The organism is uncultured Sphingosinicella sp., from assembly GCF_963974575.1.
In the GTDB taxonomy this organism is placed as follows: domain Bacteria; phylum Pseudomonadota; class Alphaproteobacteria; order Sphingomonadales; family Sphingomonadaceae; genus Sphingosinicella.
In genome coordinates, this window is sequence record NZ_CAXBBQ010000004.1 from 147,704 (window position 1) to 167,551 (window position 19,848).

The 19,848-nt window shown below is 66.0% G+C and carries 24 protein-coding genes and 1 pseudogene; 6 read left to right on the forward strand and 19 right to left on the reverse strand.

Annotated features, from left to right (window positions below):
- Positions 1-5: 5 nt before the first annotated feature.
- Positions 6-536 (forward strand): single-stranded DNA-binding protein, encoded by a 531-nt coding sequence (ssb, locus tag AAC014_RS08650; protein WP_339706980.1) that lies wholly within the window; start codon positions 6-8, stop codon positions 534-536.
- Positions 537-774: 238 nt separating this feature from the next.
- Here ssb and AAC014_RS08655 read toward each other — a convergent pair whose 3' ends face one another.
- Together AAC014_RS08655 and AAC014_RS08660 are read right to left on the reverse strand one after the other, a co-directional pair.
- Entirely contained in the window at positions 775-1,305 is a 531-nt protein-coding gene (locus AAC014_RS08655) for a DUF177 domain-containing protein (protein ID WP_339706983.1), read from the reverse strand.
- Positions 1,302-1,817 (reverse strand): ubiquinol-cytochrome C chaperone family protein, encoded by a 516-nt coding sequence (locus tag AAC014_RS08660; protein WP_339706986.1) that lies wholly within the window; start codon positions 1,815-1,817, stop codon positions 1,302-1,304. The genes AAC014_RS08655 and AAC014_RS08660 overlap by 4 nt, the downstream gene beginning before the upstream one ends.
- A 136-nt stretch (positions 1,818-1,953) precedes the next feature.
- On the opposite strand from AAC014_RS08660, the gene bamE reads away from it, so the two are divergent.
- Positions 1,954-2,412: an outer membrane protein assembly factor BamE gene (gene bamE / locus AAC014_RS08665; protein ID WP_339706989.1), complete on the forward strand. Its 459-nt coding sequence runs from the start codon at positions 1,954-1,956 to the stop codon at positions 2,410-2,412.
- A gap of 81 nt (positions 2,413-2,493) precedes the next feature.
- On the opposite strand, the gene AAC014_RS08670 is transcribed toward bamE, so the two are convergent.
- The 12 genes from AAC014_RS08670 to AAC014_RS08725 form a co-directional block, all read right to left on the reverse strand.
- On the reverse strand, positions 2,494-4,581 hold the full coding sequence (locus AAC014_RS08670; RefSeq protein WP_339706992.1) for a sodium-translocating pyrophosphatase: 2,088 nt from the start codon (positions 4,579-4,581) through the stop codon (positions 2,494-2,496).
- 122 nt (positions 4,582-4,703) lie between these two features.
- Positions 4,704-5,138 carry a hypothetical protein gene (locus AAC014_RS08675; protein ID WP_339706994.1) on the reverse strand — a complete coding sequence of 145 codons (435 nt, stop codon included), beginning with the start codon at positions 5,136-5,138 and terminating at the stop codon, positions 4,704-4,706.
- Positions 5,128-6,084: a thiamine-phosphate kinase gene (gene thiL / locus AAC014_RS08680; RefSeq protein ID WP_339706997.1), complete on the reverse strand. Its 957-nt coding sequence runs from the start codon at positions 6,082-6,084 to the stop codon at positions 5,128-5,130. The genes AAC014_RS08675 and thiL overlap by 11 nt, the downstream gene beginning before the upstream one ends.
- 23 nt (positions 6,085-6,107) lie before the next feature.
- Positions 6,108-6,581 (reverse strand): transcription antitermination factor NusB, encoded by a 474-nt coding sequence (nusB, locus tag AAC014_RS08685; RefSeq protein ID WP_339707000.1) that lies wholly within the window; start codon positions 6,579-6,581, stop codon positions 6,108-6,110.
- Positions 6,582-6,631: 50 nt separating this feature from the next.
- A complete protein-coding gene (ribH, locus tag AAC014_RS08690; RefSeq protein ID WP_339707003.1) occupies positions 6,632-7,051 on the reverse strand; it encodes a 6,7-dimethyl-8-ribityllumazine synthase in 420 nt (139 codons plus the stop codon).
- Between the two features lie 19 nt (positions 7,052-7,070).
- Entirely contained in the window at positions 7,071-8,342 is a 1,272-nt protein-coding gene (gene ribB / locus AAC014_RS08695; protein ID WP_339707006.1) for a 3,4-dihydroxy-2-butanone-4-phosphate synthase, read from the reverse strand.
- 59 nt (positions 8,343-8,401) lie between these two features.
- Entirely contained in the window at positions 8,402-9,004 is a 603-nt protein-coding gene (locus AAC014_RS08700; protein WP_339707009.1) for a riboflavin synthase, read from the reverse strand.
- A gap of 9 nt (positions 9,005-9,013) precedes the next feature.
- On the reverse strand, positions 9,014-10,006 hold the full coding sequence (gene ribD / locus AAC014_RS08705; RefSeq protein ID WP_339707012.1) for a bifunctional diaminohydroxyphosphoribosylaminopyrimidine deaminase/5-amino-6-(5-phosphoribosylamino)uracil reductase RibD: 993 nt from the start codon (positions 10,004-10,006) through the stop codon (positions 9,014-9,016).
- Positions 10,003-10,353 carry a hypothetical protein gene (locus AAC014_RS08710; protein ID WP_339707015.1) on the reverse strand — a complete coding sequence of 117 codons (351 nt, stop codon included), beginning with the start codon at positions 10,351-10,353 and terminating at the stop codon, positions 10,003-10,005. The genes ribD and AAC014_RS08710 overlap by 4 nt, the downstream gene beginning before the upstream one ends.
- 55 nt (positions 10,354-10,408) lie before the next feature.
- Positions 10,409-11,053: an energy transducer TonB gene (locus AAC014_RS08715; protein ID WP_339707018.1), complete on the reverse strand. Its 645-nt coding sequence runs from the start codon at positions 11,051-11,053 to the stop codon at positions 10,409-10,411.
- Between the two features lie 135 nt (positions 11,054-11,188).
- Positions 11,189-12,517, reverse strand: coding sequence for a glutamate--tRNA ligase (gltX, locus tag AAC014_RS08720; protein ID WP_339707022.1), 1,329 nt, complete (start codon positions 12,515-12,517; stop codon positions 11,189-11,191).
- Complete coding sequence (locus AAC014_RS08725; RefSeq protein WP_339707025.1) at positions 12,514-14,166, reverse strand: NAD+ synthase; 1,653 nt, start codon at positions 14,164-14,166, stop codon at positions 12,514-12,516. The genes gltX and AAC014_RS08725 overlap by 4 nt, the downstream gene beginning before the upstream one ends.
- 100 nt (positions 14,167-14,266) lie before the next feature.
- Between AAC014_RS08725 and plsY the strand changes: the two genes are divergently transcribed.
- The 3 genes from plsY to aat are packed head-to-tail and all read left to right on the forward strand — an operon-like array spanning position 14,267 to position 16,690.
- Positions 14,267-14,893, forward strand: coding sequence for a glycerol-3-phosphate 1-O-acyltransferase PlsY (gene plsY, locus AAC014_RS08730; protein WP_339707027.1), 627 nt, complete (start codon positions 14,267-14,269; stop codon positions 14,891-14,893).
- A complete protein-coding gene (gene dprA, locus AAC014_RS08735; RefSeq protein ID WP_339707030.1) occupies positions 14,886-15,983 on the forward strand; it encodes a DNA-processing protein DprA in 1,098 nt (365 codons plus the stop codon). Before plsY ends, dprA begins: the two co-directional genes overlap by 8 nt.
- Positions 15,980-16,690, forward strand: coding sequence for a leucyl/phenylalanyl-tRNA--protein transferase (gene aat / locus AAC014_RS08740; protein ID WP_339707033.1), 711 nt, complete (start codon positions 15,980-15,982; stop codon positions 16,688-16,690). The genes dprA and aat overlap by 4 nt, the downstream gene beginning before the upstream one ends.
- A 35-nt stretch (positions 16,691-16,725) precedes the next feature.
- Here the strand turns inward: aat and AAC014_RS08745 are convergent.
- The 5 genes and pseudogenes from AAC014_RS08745 to AAC014_RS08765 all read right to left on the reverse strand — a co-directional run.
- Positions 16,726-17,064, reverse strand: a pseudogene (locus tag AAC014_RS08745) (DUF2155 domain-containing protein); the annotation flags it as partial.
- Positions 17,065-17,093: 29 nt separating this feature from the next.
- On the reverse strand, positions 17,094-17,600 hold the full coding sequence (mlaD, locus tag AAC014_RS08750) for an outer membrane lipid asymmetry maintenance protein MlaD (protein WP_339707036.1): 507 nt from the start codon (positions 17,598-17,600) through the stop codon (positions 17,094-17,096).
- Positions 17,597-17,989, reverse strand: coding sequence for an NADH:ubiquinone oxidoreductase subunit NDUFA12 (locus AAC014_RS08755; protein ID WP_339707039.1), 393 nt, complete (start codon positions 17,987-17,989; stop codon positions 17,597-17,599). The genes mlaD and AAC014_RS08755 overlap by 4 nt, the downstream gene beginning before the upstream one ends.
- A 37-nt stretch (positions 17,990-18,026) precedes the next feature.
- A complete protein-coding gene (locus tag AAC014_RS08760; protein ID WP_339707042.1) occupies positions 18,027-18,560 on the reverse strand; it encodes a DUF192 domain-containing protein in 534 nt (177 codons plus the stop codon).
- A 10-nt stretch (positions 18,561-18,570) separates the two neighbouring features.
- Positions 18,571-19,146 carry a cold-shock protein gene (locus tag AAC014_RS08765; RefSeq protein WP_339707045.1) on the reverse strand — a complete coding sequence of 192 codons (576 nt, stop codon included), beginning with the start codon at positions 19,144-19,146 and terminating at the stop codon, positions 18,571-18,573.
- A 111-nt stretch (positions 19,147-19,257) separates the two neighbouring features.
- On the opposite strand from AAC014_RS08765, the gene AAC014_RS08770 reads away from it, so the two are divergent.
- The gene (locus AAC014_RS08770) at positions 19,258-19,842 is read left to right on the forward strand and encodes a carbon monoxide dehydrogenase subunit G (RefSeq protein ID WP_339707048.1); all 585 of its coding nucleotides are present in this window, start codon (positions 19,258-19,260) and stop codon (positions 19,840-19,842) included.
- Positions 19,843-19,848 lie beyond the last annotated feature (6 nt).

The following is a 19,848-nucleotide window of genomic DNA, read 5'->3' on the forward strand; positions in this document are numbered from 1 at the left end:
AAAGCATGGCGGGCAGCGTCAATAAGGTCATTCTGATCGGCAATCTGGGCGCGGACCCGGAAACGCGCACGATGGGCAGCGGCGGCAAGGTCGTGAACATGCGCATCGCCACTTCCGAGAACTGGACGGACAAGGCGAGCGGCGAGCGCCGCGAGAAGACCGAGTGGCACACCGTCGTGATCTTCAACGAGAATCTGGCGCGTATAGCCGAGCAATATCTGCGCAAAGGCAGCAAGGTTTACATCGAAGGCCAGCTCCAGACCCGCAAGTGGCAGGATCAGTCGGGTGCTGACCGCTACAGCACCGAAGTGGTCTTGCAGCGCTTCCGCGGCGAGCTGACCTTGCTCGACGGCCGCGGCGAAGGCGGCGGTGGCGGCGGTGGCGGCGGCAACTACGGTGGCGGCGGCGGATCCGGTGGTGGATCGGGCGGCGGCTTCGGTGGAGGAAGCGGCGGCGGCGGCGGTGGCGGCGGCGGATCGCGCCAGGGTAGCCGGCCGAGCTTCGACGACGATCTCGACGACGACGTACCGTTCTGATCGCTCGGCTGTCGGCACGATTTACAGTTTGAAAGGGCGTCCGTTCGGGCGCCCTTTTCGTTAACTATCCAAGGGGTTGGCGCCGTTCACGAACGGCATCGGCAGGCGCGGCTGGCACGCGGCTTGCAAAAGACACAGCGTGGGCAACGGCTCTCGCCCACAAACAGAGTTCCCAGTCTCTGATCTCAAGCAAGGCCGGGGAGCCAAAACTTCCCGGCCTTGCACTCCTTTTTCGTTTTCAGCTGTTGCGCTTCAATACAGCGAATGGGTTCGCCTGCGCCTTTTGCGCGGCCTCGCGCTCCGCGGCTTCCTCTTCGCTGATAAGCCGCCGCCGCGCGGCAGCAAGCGTCTCAGCATCCGCACGCGGATAGGGATCGAGTGCGAGGCCGAAGGTCTGCGCGGCAGCCTCGCCGAGGTCTATACTTCGCCCCTCGATTGGCAGCACGTCGCAGTCTACTTCGTGAAGTTCCACTTCTTCGCCCGCCTCTCCGAGATGGTGAAGAAACAACAGCTCGACCGGCTCGTCGATCCGCGCCGGAACATCCTCGCCCGAGGTGGCGCATACCTGCACCGCCTCGGCCTCCACCCGGCCCGTCACACGCACGCCGCCGGGCGCGGGCAGCGCGGTCAGCACCGCTTCCAGCCGATCCAGCGCGCGAAGGTCGAACCGCGCGGCAAGTGCCGCACGCTCTTCCGCGTTTGCCGCGATCCGGCGTTCAACACCCGCGCCCACCTCGTCGAGCGCGAGCGGCCTCATAAATTCGCTCATCCCAGAATCTCCGAAAGCGGCCGCGCGGTGCAGCGCGCCCATTCCTCGCGCACGCGCGCGCCAAGCCAGTCGGGCGCAGCGTCCTCGCCGCGCAGCACGTTGCGGGCGAGCGCGGCGTTCAGCAAAGCCGGATCTGCATCGGCGGCCAGCGCCTCGCGGTAGCTGCCGAGCCGCCCGCCAAGCGCCTGCATCGCGCGGCCCATGTGCTTGCCGATCACCATGTCCCCGATGCCGATCTCTCGGAAGCTGCCGTCCATATCCGCCGCGAAGCGTTCGACGAGCAGGCTGGAGAGCGCACGCGCGCGTGCATCGTCCGCATCGCGTTCGAGACGGATGAGCAGCAGCGACAGTGCCAGCACGACCATGTCGAAGCGGCCGTCGATGCTGTCGGGCACGCCGCCGTCGACGTACCAGTCCGGCCGGCGCGCAACTGCGACGATCTCGTCATAGAGTTCCGCCGCACGTGCCTCTCGATCGGTCCCGGCATTTCGCCTTTGCAGCCATTTCAACATGGTTCAGTCTCGTTTCATCCCGTATGCGCTAGCGAAAGAGGCGCGGCTCCAGCTTGCGGGGCCGCGGCAACATGCATATTGAGTGGCGGGGCCGCGAGGTCAATGCGCGAGGCTTGGGCCAAGGTCAGGAGTGTTCATGTCGGTGAAACGGGTTGTCGGAACGCTTGCGATTGTCGTGGCGCTGAGCGCGTGCACGCGGATCACCGACCGGCAGGGCTTCCTCGCCGATCAGGAGTTGATCGCCGCGATCTCGCCGGGCGTGGACAATCGCGCGTCCGTTGAAAAAACGCTGGGCCGCCCGACGTTCATTTCCAAGTGGGACGACAACAGCTGGTACTACCTCGCCCGCACGACGAGCCAGCTCGCATTCCTGCCGTCGAAACCGACATCGCAGGACATGCTGAAGATCACCTTCGACAGCGCGGGCAACGTTGCCGCCGTCAACCGTGACCAGACGCTCGACCAGATCGTTCAGGTGATACCGTCGGGCGACAAGACGCCGGTCTATGGCCGCGACTCGGGCTTCTTTGCAGACATTTTCGGCAATATCGGCGCTGTCGGCGCCGTCGCCCCCGGCCCGAGCCGGGACCAGTAGAGCCACCCTTCCCGTCCAAGGGCAAAAAAGAACCCCGCCGGAGCGATCCGGCGGGGGTTTTTGTTCGCGCTGATGCGCGGATCAGTGCGCGGCGAGGCTCGCAAGGAGGAGCAGCGCCACGATGTTGGTGATCTTGATCATCGGGTTCACTGCCGGGCCCGCGGTATCCTTGTACGGATCGCCCACGGTGTCGCCGGTAACCGCGGCCTTGTGGGCTTCGGAGCCCTTGCCGCCATGGTGCCCGTCTTCGATGTACTTCTTGGCGTTGTCCCACGCGCCGCCGCCCGAGGTCATCGAGAGCGCCACGAAGAGGCCCGACACGATGACGCCGAGGAGGAGCGCGCCAAGGGCGGCGAAGCCCTGCGCCTGACCCGCGATGGCGGTGATCACGAAATAGACGACGATCGGCGCCAGCACCGGCAGCAGCGAGGGGATAATCATCTCCTTGATCGCCGCCTTGGTGACGAGGTCCACCGTGCGGGCATAGTCCGGACGGCTGGTGCCCTCCATGATGCCCTTGTTGGTGGCGAACTGGTCGCGCACATCCTTCACAACGTCGCCCGCCGCACGGCCGACGGCAGTCATACCCATCGCACCGAACAGGTACGGGAGCAAAGCGCCGAGCAGCAGACCAACCACGACATAGGGGTTGGAGAGAGCGAAATCGACCTGCACGTCCCCGAAGAAGGTCGCGAGATCGGCCGTGTAGGCGCCGAACAGCACCAGCGCGGCAAGGCCAGCAGACCCGATCGCGTAACCCTTGGTCACCGCCTTGGTGGTGTTGCCGACGGCGTCGAGCGCGTCCGTGCGCTGGCGCACGTCCTTGTCGAGGCCGGCCATTTCGGCGATGCCGCCCGCATTGTCCGTGACAGGACCGTAAGCGTCGAGCGCCACGACCATGCCCGCGAGCGCCAGCATCGCCGTCGCCGCGAAGGCGATGCCGATGTAGCCGGCGAGCGCGAAGCTGCCGAGCATACCCGCGCAGATGACGAGCGTGGGCATCGCAGTCGCTTCAAGGCTGATAGCGAGGCCCTGAATGACGTTCGTGCCGTGACCGGTTTCCGACGCCTTCGCGATCGAGCGCACCGGGCGGTAGCTCGTGCTGGTGTAATACTCGGTGATCCAGACGATCAGGCCGGTGACGGCAAGACCGATCAACATGCAGTAGAAGAGCGCACGGCCGGTGAGGCCGCCGATCTCCGTCTCCATGCCGCCGAGCGCCATACCGGTGACATACCAGAGCGCAGGGATGGCCAGGATCGCGGAGACCGCGAAGCCCTTGTACATCGCGCCCATGATGTTCTGCGATTTCCCGAGGCGGACGAAGAACGTGCCGATGATCGAGGTGATGATGCAGACGCCGCCGATGATGAGCGGCAGGCCCATGAGGCCGTAGAGCGCATCGCCCGCAGCCGTGCCGACGAGAAGCGCGGTCAGCACCATCGTCGCGCCGACCGTGACAACATAGGTTTCGAAAAGGTCGGCCGCCATGCCGGCACAGTCGCCGACGTTGTCGCCGACGTTGTCCGCGATCACGGCGGGGTTGCGGGGGTCGTCCTCAGGGATGCCCGCTTCGACCTTGCCGACAAGGTCGGCGCCGACGTCTGCGGCCTTGGTAAAGATGCCGCCGCCGAGACGCGCGAAGATCGAGATCAGCGAAGCGCCGAACGCGAGCGCCACGAGCGCATCGATGACAAGGCGGCTATCGGGCGCATTCCCCGCCATGTTGACGAGATAATAGAAGAAGCCCGCGATCGCGAGGAGCGCGAGGCCTGCAACGAGCAGACCCGTCACCGCGCCGGCGCGGAACGCCATGGTGAGGCCCTGCTGGAGCCCGGCGCGCGCAGCCTCCGCCGTGCGCACGTTGGCGCGGACGGAGATGTTCATGCCGATGAACCCGGTGAGCCCAGAAAGCACGGCGCCGAGCACGAAGCCGATGGCCGACGTGAGCCCCAGAAAATAACCGACGAGCGCCGCAACGACGACGCCGACGACCGCGATGGTGCGATACTGGCGGCCGAGATAGGCGGCCGCGCCTTCCTGAATAGCGCCCGCGATTTCCTGCATCTTGGCATTGCCCGGTGAGGCGCTTGTTACGCTCTTCGTGGTGACAATGCCGTAGAGCACGGCCGCGAGGCCGCACAATATGGCGACAACAACAACGTCCATGGACGAACCCCTGCTGCTCGCCTTACCCGCCCTTGCCAGGCAGGCAGGCGCGTTTCCCCAAGTTTGACTTTATGTCGGGGCGGAGCATTGCAAATGGAATGGCAACAGGCAAGCTACGGATTTCAGACAGGAACCGCGGTCAGAATGCGGACCTGCCGGACATTGGACGGGCCAAGCGCTGAGCGTGCCGCAACAAGCAGCGCCGCGCGCGTACTTTCGATGTCGAGACGGTCGTCACTTTCGGCAACGAGACCGGACTGCCAAGCCGCTGCGTTCACCGCGTGGCGCACCACCGGCAACCGATCGCGCACCCAGGCACGGCGGGTGCGCGGCACCTCCAGCGTGAATGCGACGACGACGTAGCCATGCGGGCCGGATGCGCCCATCACCGGCAGCGTCATGCGCTCTACAGGGATATAGGCGATATCCGAAGCGTCCGCTGTTTGCCGGCGAAAGGTCTCGCCGCCGAGCACGCTCGCGGTGACGAGTACGCCGAGCAGCGCGCCGGCGAAGCCCACAAGCAGCGTGCGCCGTCCCTGTCGCGCTTCATGCCCCATGCTCATACCCCAAACGCGGCACCGGCAAGGGCGTACCGCCCTCACCGATCACCGAAAACCCCTCGCCCGCCTCCACACGGCCGACACGCGTGAGCCTAAGCCCCTCGGCTTCTGAAAGCGTTAAGAGCGCGGCGCGGCTCTCCGGCGGCGCGGCAACCAGCAGTTCGTAATCGTCGCCTGCGGTCGCCGCAGCGAGGCGTCCCGTATCGCCGGGCACAAGGCGCGCTGCAGCGGCTTCCGAGAGCGGGACGTCGGCAAGCGCAATTTCGATACTCACGCCCGATGCCTTCGCCATGCGTGAGGCATCGATGAGAAGCCCGTCCGACACGTCCATCGCCGCGTGCGCGCCCGCACCCGCGAGTCCCTGCCCCATCGCCAGGCGCGGGATGGGCAAACGGTAGCGGCGCAGCAGCGTGGGCTCGGCAGGCGCTTCACGGCGCGCGATGGCAAGGCCAAGCCCAGCGTCGCCGATCGTACCCGTGACGTAGAGATCGTCGCCCGGCTTCGCGCCCGTGCGCGAGAGCGATTGACCGCGCGGCACATGCCCGATCGCCGTGCAGCCGAGCACCGCCGACGCTGCACCGGTCGTCGTATCGCCTCCGAAGAGCGCTGTGCCGTGTTCGGCAAGCACGCGGGCGAGGCCCGATGCGAAGCGTTCGAGCCAGGCATCATCCGGCCGCGCAAGGCCGAGACCGATGAGCACGCCTGCGGGCTCAGCGCCCTTGGCGGCGAGATCGGAGAGGTTCACGGCAACGAGCTTCCACGCGATGTCGGAAGGGTCATCCGTACCGAGATAGTGGACACCTTCGGCGATCACGTCATGGGTGAGCACGAGTTCGCGACCCATCGGCGGAGACCAGACCGCTGCATCGTCCGCAAGCCCGCGCGCGGCGGGATGCGTCGCGATCGGACGCAGCAGCCGCTCGATGATTTCGCCTTCGCGCATTTCGCCTTGGTAGCGCGGGCGCGCTATTCGCGCACGTCCTTCGCGATGCGGTCGAGAAGACCGTTCACGAAGCCGGCCTCGCGCGCTTCGTAAAACGCCTTCGCGACATCGACATATTCACTGATTGCGGCTGCACGCGGCACGTCGAGACGGGCAACGAGTTCATACACGCCGCAGCGCAGGATCTGCCGCATCGGCCGGTCGAGGCGATCAAGCGTCCAGCCTTCGGCGAGTGCGCCCGCGATGCGCTCGTCGATCTCCGCCTCGCGCGCGGCGACGCCGGAGACGAGATCGTCGAAGAAGTCTGCGTCGGCGGGCGCGAAGGCCGCATCCTCGATGGTGCGGCCAAGGCGATGTTCATGGAATTCGCGCAGCAGCTTGGGGATCGGATCGCCCGACATCTCACGCTGATAGAGCGCCTGAACGGCGGCGAGACGCGCTGTCGCGCGGGATGGTCTTTGGGTTTTCGCTTTGGGGGAAGAGGTCTTGGAGGACATGGCGCGCTATGTAGAGCCGCCGCCCACGAAACCCAAGCACCAAAGATGTGTCAGCCGAAACGGCTTTTAAGTTCGAGAAGCGCGAGCGCCGCCTTGGCCGCCTCGCCGCCCTTGTCCTTCTGCTTCGGATCGGCGCGAACGAGCGCCTGCGCCTCATCTTCCACCGTGAGGATGCCATTGCCCACGGCAAGCCCGTCCATCGTCAGCGCCATCAGGCCGCGGGCGCTTTCGCCCGCCACGATCTCGAAGTGATACGTCTCGCCGCGAATGACGACGCCGATGCCGACGAACGCGTCATAGCGGCCGGATTCCGCCGCAAGCGCGATGGCGCCCGGGATTTCGAGCGCGCCGGGGACTGTGATCGTCTCGTGGCTGTGCCCCGCATCCTCAAGCGCGGCGCGTGTGCCGGTGAGCAGCATATCGTTAAGGTGCGCATAGAAACGGGCTTCGACGATGAGGATGCGTGCCATGAACGGCCTTTCCGTAATCTCAGTTTGTGGGAATGGGCCGTTCGCCGACGACATTGATCCCATAACCCTCGATCGCGACGATATTGCGATGGGCGTTGGTGAGCAGGATCATGTCGTGGATGCCGAGGTCCGCGAGAATCTGCGCGCCGATACCGTAGGCGCGCAAATCCATGTCGCCGCCGTGTTCGCCCGCAATCTCGCGCGTCAGGCCATCCGTACCGGCCCCGGTCAGCAGTACGATCACGCCCGCGCCGACCTTGCCGATCTCTTCCATCGAACGCTGCAGGATACGCTTGCGTGGGCCGGGCTGGCCCAGAACGTCCGAGAAGATCGAAAGCCCGTGCATACGCACAAGCGTGGGCTCATCCGCGCTGACCTTGCCCTTCTGGAGCACGACATTGACCGATCCGTCGACCTTGTTGCGATAGGACAGCACCCGCCAGTCGCCACCGTAGTCCGAGGTGAACGGCGCCTGCGCGACGCACTCGACGAGATGGTCGTGGCGGCGGCGATAGGCGATGAGGTCGCGGATCGTGCCCATCTTGAGACCGTGCAGTCGCGCGAAGGGGACGAGATCGTCCATGCGCGCCATCGTGCCGTCGTCCTTCATAATCTCGCAGATCACGCCCGACGGATTGAGACCGGCGAGACGCGCGACATCGACAGCGGCCTCTGTGTGGCCGGTGCGCACGAGCACGCCGCCGTCGCGCGCGACGAGGGGAAAGACGTGGCCGGGCGTCACAATGTCGTCGGAACCGCGCGCGGAATCGATGGCGACCGCGACCGTTCTTGCACGATCAGCCGCCGAAATGCCCGTGGTAACACCCTGCCGCGCCTCGATCGAGACGGTGAAGGCGGTTTCGTGCCGCGTGCCGTTCTGGCGGCTCATCAGGCTGAGACCGAGCTGGTCGACGCGCGCCTTCGTCATCGCCAGACAGATAAGACCGCGACCATGCGTCGCCATGAAGTTGATCGCGTCCGGCGTCGCCATCTGCGCCGGGATGATGAGGTCGCCTTCGTTCTCGCGGTCCTCGTCGTCGACAAGGATAAACATGCGGCCGTTGCGCGCCTCTTCAATGATCTCCTCAATGGGAACGAGCGCCGGTCGGTCGCTGTTTGAGGCCATGTAGAGTTCCAGCTTGCGGAGCGTTTCCGCGGTGGGGTTCCACTCCGGCGAATCGATGTCGCGGAGGGTGTTGGCGTGAAGCCCCGCCGCGCGGGCGAGGCCGGAGCGGGACACGTCACCCTTGGAGACGAGGCCGCGAATCGTTTCGATCAGGATCTGGCTCATAAAACGATTGCCTATCACACTACGATGTGATCGCAATCCATATTTATCACAGGGTCGTGTCAGGCCGCGACGTCGCGCATCCGACCGATGTATCGGGCGAGCACATCAATCTCGATATTAACGGGATCGCCGGTACCGGCCACCCCAAACGTCGTATGCGCCGCGCTGTGCGGGATGAGGTTGAACGACAGGATGATCCCGTCGGCCGTGTCCTCCACCGTATTCACGGTGAGCGACACGCCATCGAGCGCCACCGAGCCCTTCGGCGCGATAAACGGGGCGACGCTTTTCGGCGCAGCGATGCGGAACGTGTGACTGTCGCCCACCGCCTCCACCGATTCGATGCGGCCGACCGCATCGACATGGCCGGTGACGATATGACCGCCAAGCTCGTCGCCGACCTTCAGCGCCCGCTCCAGGTTGAGCCTGGCGCCCTGTTGCCAGCGCGATGCGGCGGTTTTCGATAGGGTTTCGGCAGACACGTCGACCGCGAACCAGTCCGCCCCCTTGTCCACCACGGTAAGACAGACGCCTGCGCAGGCGATGGAGGCGCCCATGTCGACGCCCGCCATGTCGTAGCCGCAAGCAATCGTAAGCCGCGTGTCGCCGCGCGCTTCAACGCGGGTGACGGTGCCGATGTCGGTGATGATGCCGGTGAACATGGCGCCCCTTTAGCGCGTCCGCGCGTAGACTTCGAGTCGGTCGTTGCCAAACATACGCGTTTCGGCGAGCCGCCAGCGCCCGTGCCCATCGGCCAGCCGTTCGAGCGCGATTCGCCCGGCTCCGGGCGCGCCGTCACCGATCACGATGGGCGCGCGGTAGACGAGCATCCGGTCAACGAGATCAGCAGCAAGCAGCGTACTCGCGGTCGCCGGGCCGCCCTCCACGAACACGTCGTTGACGGCGAGCCCGCAAAGATCGTCGGTCGACGCCAACAGCAGCGGGTCGCGCGCGGCGAGCTTTGCCGACGCAGGAATCGCATCGAGCGTCGCGCTGAGCACCGCGGGGCGCGGGCTGCGATCCTCAAGCCCGGGCAGGCGCGCGTCAAGCGAGGGATCGTCGGCTTCGAGCGTACCGCGCCCGACGACGATCACGTCCGCAAGCGCGCGCTCGAGATGAACGTGGGCGCGCGCTTCGGGGCCTGTGATCCATTGGCTCTCGCCGCCGGGCATCGACACGCGTCCATCAATCGACATGGCGAGTTTGAGTGTGATGCGCGGACGGCCACGCTCCATCCGCAGGAAAAATCCCGCCATCGCCGCGCGCGCCGCCGCCTCGCCGGTGCCGACCGTGACGGCAATTCCCGCGTCCTTGAGACGCGCGGCCCCCTGCCCGGCCGTACGCGGGTCAGGATCGAGCACGGCGATGTGAACGCTGGCTACACCCGATGCGGCAACGAGGTCGGCACAGGCCGGACCACGCGCACTGACATGCGCGCAGGGCTCAAGGCTGACATAAAGCTCCGCGCCCCGCGCCGCTTCCCCTGCAGCCTCAAGTGCCACGGCTTCGGCATGGGGACGCCCGCACGGCTGGGTCCAGCCGCGCGCGATGATGGTACCGTCCCTCACGACAAGACAGCCGACATTGGGATTGGGTGCGGTCCGGCCGAGACCGCGGAGCGACAGGCGGATAGCGGCCTCCATCAGCCGCGCCGCCGCGCTCATTCGGCTGCGGGCTCTTTGGTTTCGGGCGGGGCGGCAGGTGCAGGCGCAGGCGCCGCCTTCTCCGCATCGATATCGAGCTGCGCGGCGATCGCATCCGCCTGTTCCTGCAGCAGCCGCTCTTCTTCCTCCTGCTCGGCGAGCGCATCAGCGCGCGAGCGGCCGTCCTCCCAGTTCTTGAAGTAGGCAATGATCGGATCGGGCGGGAGGTAGCCGAAGCGGTTCTCGATCAAGAACGTGAACATGATGATGAAGGTCATCAGCACCGACAGGCTGCCGATGACCCACTGCCGCCGTTCGACAGCGGCGATGCGAGCGCGGATGCGTCCGAAAATTGTGGCGGTGCTCATGCGGGGCCACAGATAGGGTTTCGAACGCACCCGCGCCAGTGCCTGCGTTACGCCTTTACGGGTTCAGTACGAAAGTCACCGTAATCTGGTGACGGCTCTGCACCGCGACGCCGTCGCGCGTGGCGGGCCGGAAGCGCCAAGCCGAAAGAGCCTGCCGGATCGCCGCGTTATCAAGCCGTCCATATCCGCTGGACCGCGCCACTTCTGCATCGGCGACGCGCCCGTCTACACCCACGAGCACGCTGACCACGACGCTGCCCGCCTCGCCTGCACGGCGCGACGCCGGCGGATACGCGGGCTGGAAGCGATCACGGTAGCGCGGATCGAGGCTCGGCGCGACGAAGACGGGCTCCGCGACCTGCGCAGGCCCAACCGGCCCGGTGACATCTGGAACGCGCGGCAGAATCAGCGTCTGTTCATCGCGGACGATCGGCGCCTGCTGCGGCGTGTCCACGACGAGGACGGGCTCGACGACCGTGATATCCACGGTGTCTTTCATCTCGGGTGGCGGCGGTGTTTCAGGCGTGGCCGGCTCGACTTTCTCGATCCAGAGCGGCGCCTCCGGGCGAATGATGTTCGGAACTTTGACGATACCCGTGGCGGTGAGCGCCACGTAACCGAGGACGAGATGAACGGCTGCGGTGATGAGAACGCCGCTGCTGTCTCGCAGGGCACGGGAGGTCGGGAACACTGACTTCATCGAACGGCTCTATCCCAAGGGAGGGCGCCCCATGCGTTGCCGAACGGCAGCGCCGCTCCACCACCGGCAACGTGCCGGCTCGCGTGTTATACTATAACACCCCCACCTCTGCCGAGCAGATCATTCGCGCCGCGCTCAGTTGGTACGGCGGCGTAACCGTTCGAGGGCGCGGTCTCGACCGATCAGCAGCAGCAGCCGCGCCATTTCCGGCCCGTGATCGCGGCCGGTGAGCGCACGGCGGAGCGGCAGGAACAGTTCCTTGCCCTTGCGGCCCGTCGCCGCCTTGAGCGCGCTGGTAAGCGCGGACCAGATGTCGGGCTCCCACGGCAAGGAGTAGAGCGTGTCGGCGGCAAGCGCGAGGTAGTCCTCCTCACCAGCAAGCGGCTCAACCGGGCCTTCGACGACCTGCCACCAATCTGCGGCATCGGCGAGGGTTTCGAGGTTGGGGCGCAGCACCGTCCACGCCGCTTCATCCATGCCGGGCGGCAGATGGTCTGCGACGGCATCGTAATCGAGCTGATGCAGGATTCGCGCATTGAGCTGGCGCAGCTCCGCCTCGTCGAAGCGCGCGGCCGACCGGCCGAAGTGCGCGAAATCGAAATGGTCGACGAGCGGGTCGAGGCGCGTGACCGGCTCCACCGAATCGGACGTACCGAGGCGCGCGAGCAGCGCGGCGATGGCAATCGGCTCGATGCCCGCTTCCCGGAAATGCGCCATGCCTGCCGAGCCGAGCCGCTTCGAGAGCGCGCCTTCGGTGCCGGTGATCAGCGCCTCGTGCGCGAAGGCGGGCGGCTTTGCACCCAGCGCTTCAAACATCTGGATTTGAACGCCCGAGTTGGTCACGTGATCTTCACCCCGGATGACGTGGGTAACGGCCATGTCGATGTCATCGATCACCGAAGGCAGCATGTAGAGGTAGGAGCCATCGGCACGGCGCACGACCGGATCGCTGAGCGAGGCGGGATCGATATGGGAATCGCCGCGAATCAAATCCTTCCAGTGAACGTGCGCGCTCGTATCGAGGCGGAAACGCCAGTGGGGACGCTCGCCCGCTGCCTGCTTGGCGGCGATCTCTTGCGGCGTCAGCTTCAGCGCCGCGCGGTCGTAGACGGGCGGCAGGCCGCGCGCGAGCTGGATCTTGCGGCGGACGTCCAGTTCCTCGGCGGTTTCGAAGCAGGGGTAGATGCGCCCCGCCGCGACCAGCGTTTCGAATTGCTCGTCGTAGCGGGCGAGCCGGTCCGACTGGCGGTATTCGGCATCGGGCACGAGGCCGAGCCATGCGAGATCGGCGCGAATGGCGTCCGCATACTCCGCGCGGGAGCGTTCACTGTCGGTGTCGTCGAGGCGCAGCAGGAAGCGGCCGCCGTGCTTCTTGGCGAACAGCCAGTTGTGAAGCGCGGTACGGACATTGCCGACGTGCAGATAGCCCGTCGGAGACGGGGCGAAGCGGGTGGTTACGGTCATGAGGTCCGGAAAGCGTTGGTGATCGGATAGCGGCGATCGCGCCCGAAGTTGCGGATGCCGATTTTGACGCCGGGGGGCGACTGGCGGCGCTTGTATTCGGCGACGTAGAGCAAGCGCTCGATGCGGATCACGGTGTCACGATCGAAGCCGCGCGCGACGATGTCGGCGACCGAAAGCTCCTCCTCGACGAGGCCATGCAGGATCGGGTCGAGGATTTCGTAAGGTGGCAGCGAATCCTGGTCCTTCTGGTTTTCGCGCAGTTCGGCGGTCGGCGGCTTGGTGATGACGCGCTCGGGCATCACGGGACCATCGGGGCCGAGCGCGAGCTTTGGCCGGTTCGCATTCCGCCAGCGCGAAAGCGCGAACACGGTGGTCTTGTAGGCGTCCTTCAGCACCGAATAGCCGCCCGCCATGTCGCCGTAGATCGTGGCGTAACCCACTGACATCTCGGATTTGTTGCCGGTGGTGAGCAGCATGTGGCCGAACTTGTTGGAGAGCGCCATCAAGGTCATCCCGCGAATACGCGACTGGATGTTCTCTTCGGTGATGTCGCGCGCCTTGCCTTCGAACACGGGCGCGAGCATCGCGTCGAACGCTTCCATGGCAGGCGCGATGGGGATCGTGTCGAGGCGGCAGCCGAGCATCGCTGCGCACTCGGCCGCATCGTCGAGACTGTCCTGCGACGTGAAGCGTGACGGCATCATCACACACCAGACGCGGTCCGCGCCCAGCGCATCCACCGCCACCGCGGCCGACAGCGCCGAATCGATGCCGCCGGAAAGCCCCAGCACCACGCCGGGGAAGCGGTTGCGGTTCACATAGTCGGCGAGGCCGATCTGCATCGCGTGGTAGATATCCTCCGGGTACGGATCGAGGCGGTGCTTGTGCCCCTCCTCGCACACCCAACCCTTCGCGGTGCGGAACCACGTGGTGAGCGTGACGCGCTCCTCCCAGTCCGGGAGTTGCACGGCAATGCGGCGGTCGGCGTTCATCACGAAGCTGGCGCCGTCGAACACGATCTCATCCTGTCCGCCGACGCGGTTGAGGTACGCGAGCGGCAAGCCCGTTTCCGCGACGCGCATGGCGGCAAGCGAGAGCCGTTTATCATCCTTGTCGAGCTCGTAGGGGCTGCCGTTCGGCACGAGCAGGATTTCCGCGCCCGTCTCCGCAAGGCATTCGCAGACGTCCGGGAACCAGATGTCCTCGCAGATCGGCACACCGAGACGGACGCCGCGGAAGGGAAGCGGACCCGGCAGCGGTCCAGCCGCGAACACGCGCTTCTCGTCAAACACCCCGTAGTTCGGCAGTTCGTGCTTGCGCGTCCACGCCTCGATCTTGCCGCCATCGAGAAGCGCCATCGCGTTGTAGAGCTTGCCGTCTTCCAGGAGCACGCTGCCGACGAGCATGGCCGGGCCGCCATCCGCCGTGGCCTGCGCCATGCGCTGAAGCTCCGCCTCCGCCGCGCGCACCAGAGAGGGTTTCAGCACAAGATCTTCGGGCGGATAGCCGATGAGCGAAAGTTCGCAGGTGACGATGAGGTCCGCTTCCGGCTGACGTGCCCGCGCGGCAAGCATTGCGTCGGCGTTGCCGCGAAGGTCGCCCATCGTCTGGTTGAGCTGCGCGAATGCGATCTGGAGACGGTCGGTCATGGGGGCCTTCTAGGACGTCGACGCGCCTTTGGCGATGGGTCTGAAGATGCCGTACAATGGGGCTTTCGAACGCCGCGGCTTCGGTCTAGGTTCCGCGCCGATGTTCACTGACACGCCCCTTCTGGCCAACCCTTGGACCTGGTTCGCCGTCGGCTATCTGCTGGGCGCGATTCCCTTCGGCCTTATCGTCACACGCCTTGCGGGTATGGGCGATATCCGTCGCTTGGGATCGGGCAATATCGGCACGACCAACGTCCTGCGCACCGGCGGCAAGAGCCTCGCGGCGCTCACTCTGCTGCTCGACGCGGGCAAGGGCGCGCTTGCCGTTTGGCTCGGCCAAACGTTTGCGTACGGCGGCGACATCCTGGGCGGCATGGGCGCGTTCATCGGCCATCTTTTCCCGGCGTGGCTGTTGTTCCGCGGCGGCAAGGGCGTCGCCACCATGCTCGGCATCGCGCTTGCCATCTATCCGCCCGCAGGCCTCGTCTTCGCGGCGGTCTGGCTGCTGGTTGCGGCTGTGACGCGCTATTCCTCGCTTGCCGGGCTGATGGCGGCAACCCTCACGCCACTGGCACCTGCACTCACGGGACGCTGGGACGCCACGCTCCTGTTTGCGGGCATGGCCGTGCTCGTGATCGCGAAGCACGACGAAAACATTGCGCGGCTGCGCGCGGGCACCGAGGGAAAGATCGGCGGACGCAACGGCGCGTCCGACACGAATGGCTGATCGGCCGAGCAGCGACGTCGAACGCATCGCAAAGCTGCGGCTGATTCGCAGCGAGAACGTTGGACCCATCAGCTACCGGCAGCTCACCGCGCGTTACGGCAGCGCCTCGGCCGCACTTGAAGCCCTCCCCGAACTGGCACAGCGCGGCGGCCGCCGTAACTTCCGGATTGCGAACACGGCCAACGTTCAGCGTGAAATGGAAGCCGTGGAGGCCGCAGGCGCTCGCTTCGTCTTTCTGGGCGAGGCGAATTATCCGCCGCTCCTCGCAGAGATCGAGGATGCGCCGCCCGCGCTTGCCGTGCGCGGCGATATCAAGCACGCGCACCGCCGTACGATCGGCATTGTCGGTGCGCGCAATGCATCGGCGGCTGCGATTCGGTTTGCGCGCGGGCTCGCCGCCGATCTTGCCGCCGCAGACATCGTCGTCGTCTCGGGGCTCGCACGCGGCATCGACGCGGCAGCGCACGCAGGTGCGCTTTCGGGCGGCACGATCGGCGTGATCGCGGGCGGCATCGACAATATTTACCCGCCCGAAAACGCCGAGCTTTATGCCGCGCTCTACGAACGCGGCCTCGTGATCGCCGAGCAGTCCTTCGGCACCGAACCGCAGGCGCGCCACTTCCCGCGCCGCAATCGTCTGATCTCGGGGCTTTCCGCAGGCATCGTCGTCGTCGAAGCCGCACCGCGTTCGGGCTCGCTCATCACCGCGCGGTTCGCGGGCGAGCAGGGCCGCGAGGTGATGGCGGTGCCGGGCTTCCCGCTCGATCCGCGCGCGCAGGGCTGCAACCAGCTGATCCGCGACGGCGCGACGCTCGTGCAGTCCGCCGCCGACATTGCCGAGACGATCTCGCCGTTCGGAGCCACGCGACTTGCCGCGAGCGGCAGCCGCTTCTCGGCCCCTCCCCCTACAGACGCCGACGATGGCGCGCGCGATGCCGTGACGGCGCTTCTCAGCCTGACGCCGGTCGCCGTCGATGAACTCGTCCGCCTGTCGGGCGAACCGCCCGCTGTGGTGCAGACCGTACTTCTCGAACTCGAACTCGCCGGGCGGCTGGTGCGTCACGCTGGCGCGCGCGTCGCGCTCGCATGAGTTCGCGGCAGAAGCGCGGCGCGGAGCTCGATCCCGAACTGCTGCTCCGCGCCTATTCGATCGGGATCTTCCCGATGGCGGAAAGCCGGGATGCCGAGGACGTGTTCTGGGTAGAGCCGCGCGAGCGCGCCATCCTGCCACTCGAAGGCTTCCGCCTCTCGCGGAGCCTTGCCAAAACGCTGAAGCAGGAGCGCTTCACGCACAGCGTCGACCGCGCCTTCGACGCGGTGATCGACGCCTGCGCCGAACCCGCGCCGGACCGCGCCGATACGTGGATCAACCAGCAGATTCGCGATGCATACACATTCCTGCACCGCATCGGCCACGCGCACAGCGTCGAGTGCTGGGAGGGGGAGACGCTTGTCGGCGGCCTTTACGGGGTCAGGATCGGCGGCGCGTTCTTTGGCGAAAGCATGTTCAGCCGCCGCACGGACGCTTCGAAGGCCGCGCTCGCGCATCTGGTTGCACGGCTGCGTGTCGGCGGTTTCCGGCTGCTCGATTGCCAGTTCATGACCGGTCACCTCGCCAGCCTCGGCGCCGTGGAGATCAAACGCGAAGCCTATCTTCAGTTGCTCGGCGGCGCGACCGGCGTTTCGGATGCGGATTTCGGCGCGCTCGATGCACTGCCTGACGATTTGCCGACCACGATCGTGCGCGGGCCGGTTTCCGGGAAGCGCATCGCGCAGCTTCTGACCCAGACGTCGTAACGCTCATTATCGAAACTGTTGAGCGACGGGCTTTCGGCGAAGAGCCAGCCTGAAAACAGGCGCTTCATCTTATTGTCGCGCACGGGCCCGTCGATTTGAAGGAAAGCCCCTGTGTGCGGACGCTGCCACGGCGGCGACGCCTCGCAGGTGCGCGCTGTAATGCGCAGCTTACCGAAGCGCACGGTCTCGCCCGGCTTCAACGTGAGGTCGCGCGTTTCGCTGCTCACCTTGTCGAGCACGCCGATCACGAGCACGCGCTCCGCGTTCGGTGTCGCACGTTTCTCGGCCGGGGCATCCTTGGGCGCAGCGGGTGCCGGCGTTTTTGCAGGTTCGGGCGCGGGCTGCGCCGCCGCCGGCGCGGCAAGCAGCACCATGCCGAGCGCGGCGCGGGCCGCCGAGCGGATCACGGCGCGGCGGGCTCCGCGGGTGCGGAATCACCAGCCTTGTCGTCGGACTTGCCGCTCTGGTTGATGAAGCCGCCGATCAGCGTCATCAGATCGACCGAGCCCTGCGTATCGAGAATCTCGTCGCCCTCGCGCATCGTCTCGGGGTCACCGCCCGGCGTTAGCGAGATGTAGCTGCCGCCGAGGATGCCTTCGGACGTGATCGCAGCGCTGCTGTCGAGCGGCAGCTTGATTCGCTGATCGATCGAAAGACCAAGCCGTGCCTGGAACGTGTCCGGGTCGAGCGACTGATCGACGACGGATCCCACCTTGATGCCGGAGACGCGCACATCGGTGCCGACCGCAACGCCCGTGGCATTCGGAAACAACGCCGAGACGCGATAACGATCCGCGCCGACATTGCCTGCCGTGCGCTGATACGAGAACAGCACGAACACGACCGCGATGCCGACGACAAGCGCACCGACGATCGCTTCGATCAGGTTCTGCCGGAACAGCGCGGTCATGCCTCTTCGGGGCTCCACGCTTCATAGTCGCCGGTCGCGCGTGCGCGCGGCGCCTCGCTGGCGAGCGTGCCCGGGCGGTGCCATGCCGCAGCGGTGCCAGTGAGGTTCGCGTGGTGCGGCTTTTCCCACACCTTGCGCGGCAGCTTCGAGTCGCCCGGCAGCACGTCGGTCGATTTGTGCAGCCAGCCGTGCCAATCGGGGGGCACACGGCTCGCCTCATTGAGGCCGTTATAGATCACCCAGCGACGCTCGACGCGCTTGCCGGGCTTGCGGAAATAGCGGTTGCCCTCCGCGTCCTGGCCGACCTCCTCGCCGTGGAAACGCGTCATGTAGCGCGTGCCCCACGTCGGACCGTCCCACCAGGTGAAAATCGACTTGAACAGACCCATTGCCGGCTCCGCTGACCTCAGTTGGCGCCTTAGAGCCTTATTCCGTGCCGCCTTGCAAGTCCCGAAGGTCGTATTCGACGAGATCGCCCGCGCTCACGCCGATCCGTGCAGCCTCTCCGGCATTGAGTTCAAGCACCGCGGCAACAGGACCGAGCGAGCTGCGCTGCACCTCGTTGAGAGGCGGAACATCAGCGAGAATGCTCTCGATGCGCCCATCAGCAAGCAGGAACACCATATCGAGCGGAATGTAGGTGTTGCGCATCCAGAACGTCGCCGGGCGCGGCGCCGGGAACGGGAAGATCATGCCCGCATCCTTCGGCATCGCGCGGCGGTACATCAGCCCCTGCGCCTGCTCGTCCGCCGTACGCGCGACCTCGACCGTGTAGACATGCCGCCTGCCATCGTTTGTGACGATCGTAAGCGGCACGGTGCGAAGCCGCTGGACCGCAGGCTCTCCAGCGGCTTCGGCGGCGGGTTCCTGCGTGGCGGCGGACGGTTTGCTGCCACAGCCCGAAACGATGGCCGCGAGCAGGAAGGCCGCAAGCAGCGGCCGTTGACGAACGGAAATCATGAAAAAGGCTCTATGCCTCTCCCGCCGTGATGGCAACGGCGAGCGGGCCCTTGTCGCCCTCCGCGATGCGCGCCATCACGTACTGGCCCGGTATCAGTTCGATGAGCCCGGCACGGCGCACGGTTTCCATGTGCACGAAGATGTCGTGCGAATCTTCGCCGCGCGTGAGAAAACCATAGCCTTTCAAGCGGTTGAACCACTTGACTTCAAGCCGTTCGTAATCGCCCGCATCGTCCATGAGCTGCATCGGATCGACGCGCGACGCGGCGCGCTGCACGACGAGTTCGGGATCAGGCCCGATCGCTGTCGTCAAATCGAGTTCAATGATACGCCGCGCCTGCCGACCGCGTTCCCGCGCGACTGCCATGCAGACGACTGTCGCGCCTTCAGGCAGCGTGCGGCGACCAACCTCGCGCAACGTGGAAAAGTGTACCAACACATCGCCGCTCCCATCACTGGGAACGATGAAGCCATATCCCCGTACCGCATCGAACCACTTTACCGTGCCATCGACGCGGCATTCCTCGGCGACTTCGGCAAGGTCGGACACGTGCTCACCCTCTGGCAGCAACGCGTGCTCGGCCATTACCCCCTCCGACGCACATTTAATTTTCCGAGAAAGAACGCTACCACAAAACCCCGTAACAACGAACTATATAGTTAATTTTCAAAGCGACAAGACAAAGGATTTGCGCCGATGGAACTGAACGGTGAGACCCTGATCGCGGCACCGCGCGAACGGGTCTGGGCGGCGCTCAACGACCCCGAAGTTTTGGCCGCCTGCATCGATGGCGTGGAACGGCTTGAGCGCACAGGGGAAAACCGCTTCGAAGGCACGATGAACGCCAAGGTTGGGCCGGTTCGCGCGAAGTTCACAGGCGCGGTCGAGCTGTCGGAGATCGATGCGCCAAACGCCTATGTAATTTCAGGTGAGGGCAAAGGCGGCGTCGCCGGTTTTGCGAAGGGTAAGGCCTCTGTGAGGCTTGAAGACGCCCCCGGCGGCACGCGACTCGCCTGGCAGGCAAGCTCGACCGTGGGCGGCAAGCTCGCGCAGCTCGGCGCGCGGCTGATCGAAGGCACGGCAAAGGCTTATGCCGAATCCTTCTTCTCCGCCTTCAAGGCTCGCGTGGAAAGCGATGGCGCGGCAGAGCCCGCGCCCGTCTTGCTGCCCGAAACCGATCTCGCGGAGTGTACGGACGAAACCCCCGGCCTCTCACCTGCCGTGTGGGGCAGCATCGTTATCGCGCTCGTCGCTGCGCTGGTGCTTTGGCTGGTGTTGTGAACGGAG

What these genes read in the sequence shown, in the direction of transcription:
- ssb (WP_339706980.1), top strand. Translation starts at nt 6, where the DNA reads ATGGCGGGCAGCGTCAATAAGGTCATTCTGATCGGCAATCTGGGCGCG.
- AAC014_RS08655 (WP_339706983.1), bottom strand. Translation starts at nt 1,305, where the DNA reads ATGAGCGAATTTATGAGGCCGCTCGCGCTCGACGAGGTGGGCGCGGGT.
- AAC014_RS08660 (WP_339706986.1), bottom strand. Translation starts at nt 1,817, where the DNA reads ATGTTGAAATGGCTGCAAAGGCGAAATGCCGGGACCGATCGAGAGGCA.
- bamE (WP_339706989.1), top strand. Translation starts at nt 1,954, where the DNA reads ATGTCGGTGAAACGGGTTGTCGGAACGCTTGCGATTGTCGTGGCGCTG.
- AAC014_RS08670 (WP_339706992.1), bottom strand. Translation starts at nt 4,581, where the DNA reads ATGGACGTTGTTGTTGTCGCCATATTGTGCGGCCTCGCGGCCGTGCTC.
- AAC014_RS08675 (WP_339706994.1), bottom strand. Translation starts at nt 5,138, where the DNA reads ATGGGGCATGAAGCGCGACAGGGACGGCGCACGCTGCTTGTGGGCTTC.
- thiL (WP_339706997.1), bottom strand. Translation starts at nt 6,084, where the DNA reads ATGCGCGAAGGCGAAATCATCGAGCGGCTGCTGCGTCCGATCGCGACG.
- nusB (WP_339707000.1), bottom strand. Translation starts at nt 6,581, where the DNA reads ATGTCCTCCAAGACCTCTTCCCCCAAAGCGAAAACCCAAAGACCATCC.
- ribH (WP_339707003.1), bottom strand. Translation starts at nt 7,051, where the DNA reads ATGGCACGCATCCTCATCGTCGAAGCCCGTTTCTATGCGCACCTTAAC.
- ribB (WP_339707006.1), bottom strand. Translation starts at nt 8,342, where the DNA reads ATGAGCCAGATCCTGATCGAAACGATTCGCGGCCTCGTCTCCAAGGGT.
- AAC014_RS08700 (WP_339707009.1), bottom strand. Translation starts at nt 9,004, where the DNA reads ATGTTCACCGGCATCATCACCGACATCGGCACCGTCACCCGCGTTGAA.
- ribD (WP_339707012.1), bottom strand. Translation starts at nt 10,006, where the DNA reads ATGAGCGCGGCGGCGCGGCTGATGGAGGCCGCTATCCGCCTGTCGCTC.
- AAC014_RS08710 (WP_339707015.1), bottom strand. Translation starts at nt 10,353, where the DNA reads ATGAGCACCGCCACAATTTTCGGACGCATCCGCGCTCGCATCGCCGCT.
- AAC014_RS08715 (WP_339707018.1), bottom strand. Translation starts at nt 11,053, where the DNA reads ATGAAGTCAGTGTTCCCGACCTCCCGTGCCCTGCGAGACAGCAGCGGC.
- gltX (WP_339707022.1), bottom strand. Translation starts at nt 12,517, where the DNA reads ATGACCGTAACCACCCGCTTCGCCCCGTCTCCGACGGGCTATCTGCAC.
- AAC014_RS08725 (WP_339707025.1), bottom strand. Translation starts at nt 14,166, where the DNA reads ATGACCGACCGTCTCCAGATCGCATTCGCGCAGCTCAACCAGACGATG.
- plsY (WP_339707027.1), top strand. Translation starts at nt 14,267, where the DNA reads ATGTTCACTGACACGCCCCTTCTGGCCAACCCTTGGACCTGGTTCGCC.
- dprA (WP_339707030.1), top strand. Translation starts at nt 14,886, where the DNA reads ATGGCTGATCGGCCGAGCAGCGACGTCGAACGCATCGCAAAGCTGCGG.
- aat (WP_339707033.1), top strand. Translation starts at nt 15,980, where the DNA reads ATGAGTTCGCGGCAGAAGCGCGGCGCGGAGCTCGATCCCGAACTGCTG.
- mlaD (WP_339707036.1), bottom strand. Translation starts at nt 17,600, where the DNA reads ATGACCGCGCTGTTCCGGCAGAACCTGATCGAAGCGATCGTCGGTGCG.
- AAC014_RS08755 (WP_339707039.1), bottom strand. Translation starts at nt 17,989, where the DNA reads ATGGGTCTGTTCAAGTCGATTTTCACCTGGTGGGACGGTCCGACGTGG.
- AAC014_RS08760 (WP_339707042.1), bottom strand. Translation starts at nt 18,560, where the DNA reads ATGATTTCCGTTCGTCAACGGCCGCTGCTTGCGGCCTTCCTGCTCGCG.
- AAC014_RS08765 (WP_339707045.1), bottom strand. Translation starts at nt 19,146, where the DNA reads ATGGCCGAGCACGCGTTGCTGCCAGAGGGTGAGCACGTGTCCGACCTT.
- AAC014_RS08770 (WP_339707048.1), top strand. Translation starts at nt 19,258, where the DNA reads ATGGAACTGAACGGTGAGACCCTGATCGCGGCACCGCGCGAACGGGTC.